At 57.1% G+C, this 660-nt stretch carries 1 protein-coding gene; it reads left to right on the top strand.

From position 1 onward, the window contains the following. On the top strand, positions 1-314 hold a 314-nt coding region (locus EN893_RS36685; RefSeq protein ID WP_164901530.1), incomplete at its 5' end, for a PRC-barrel domain-containing protein. Positions 315-660: the final 346 nt, after the last annotated feature.

A 660-nucleotide genomic window follows, 5' to 3' on the forward strand; every position in this document is an offset into this window, starting at 1 on the left:
GTACATCGGTCTACAATACCGAAGGCACGAGCATCGGAAGCATCGAGGATGTGATGCTCGACAAGATGACGAACGGCATCATGTTCGCGGTGATCGGTTTTGGCGGCTTCCTCGGCATTGGCGAAAAATATCACGCCATTCCGTGGGCGAGCCTCGACTATGATGAGGACAAGGGTGGCTATGTCGTGCCGTTTTCCAAGGAACAACTCAGGGCGGCGCCTGCCTATTCGATCAACGAATTGAGCGGGGCGGATGGCGAGGCGGCGCGCGACGAATCTTACAATTACTACAAGGTCACGCCTTACTGGCATTGACAGCAACGACAAAGCGGCCCCGTCGAGAGACGGGGCCGCTTTGTATTCTGGCTTATTCGCTGACGTGTAAGGGGGCCATCGCCTTCGGCGGCGACTGCTGATTGTCGCACGACGTCAGGAATGCCGCCGCGATCAGGAACAGACTCACGATACCACTCAACTGGGACATGGCGAAACTCCTCCTGTTTCGCCCCGCGCGCTGCACCTTAACCGGAAGTCAGCCGACCGTGCATGACTTATGATGACAGCGATTTGCGCTTCGTGAATCGTTCAGAGGCTGATGCCGCGGCAATAATTGCCGGCCGGCCGATTGCCTTTTGCAGCACTTTGGCTAAGACGTGCGGCA

The organism is Mesorhizobium sp. M7A.F.Ca.CA.004.04.2.1 (assembly GCF_004022825.1).
Lineage (GTDB): Bacteria > Pseudomonadota > Alphaproteobacteria > Rhizobiales > Rhizobiaceae > Mesorhizobium.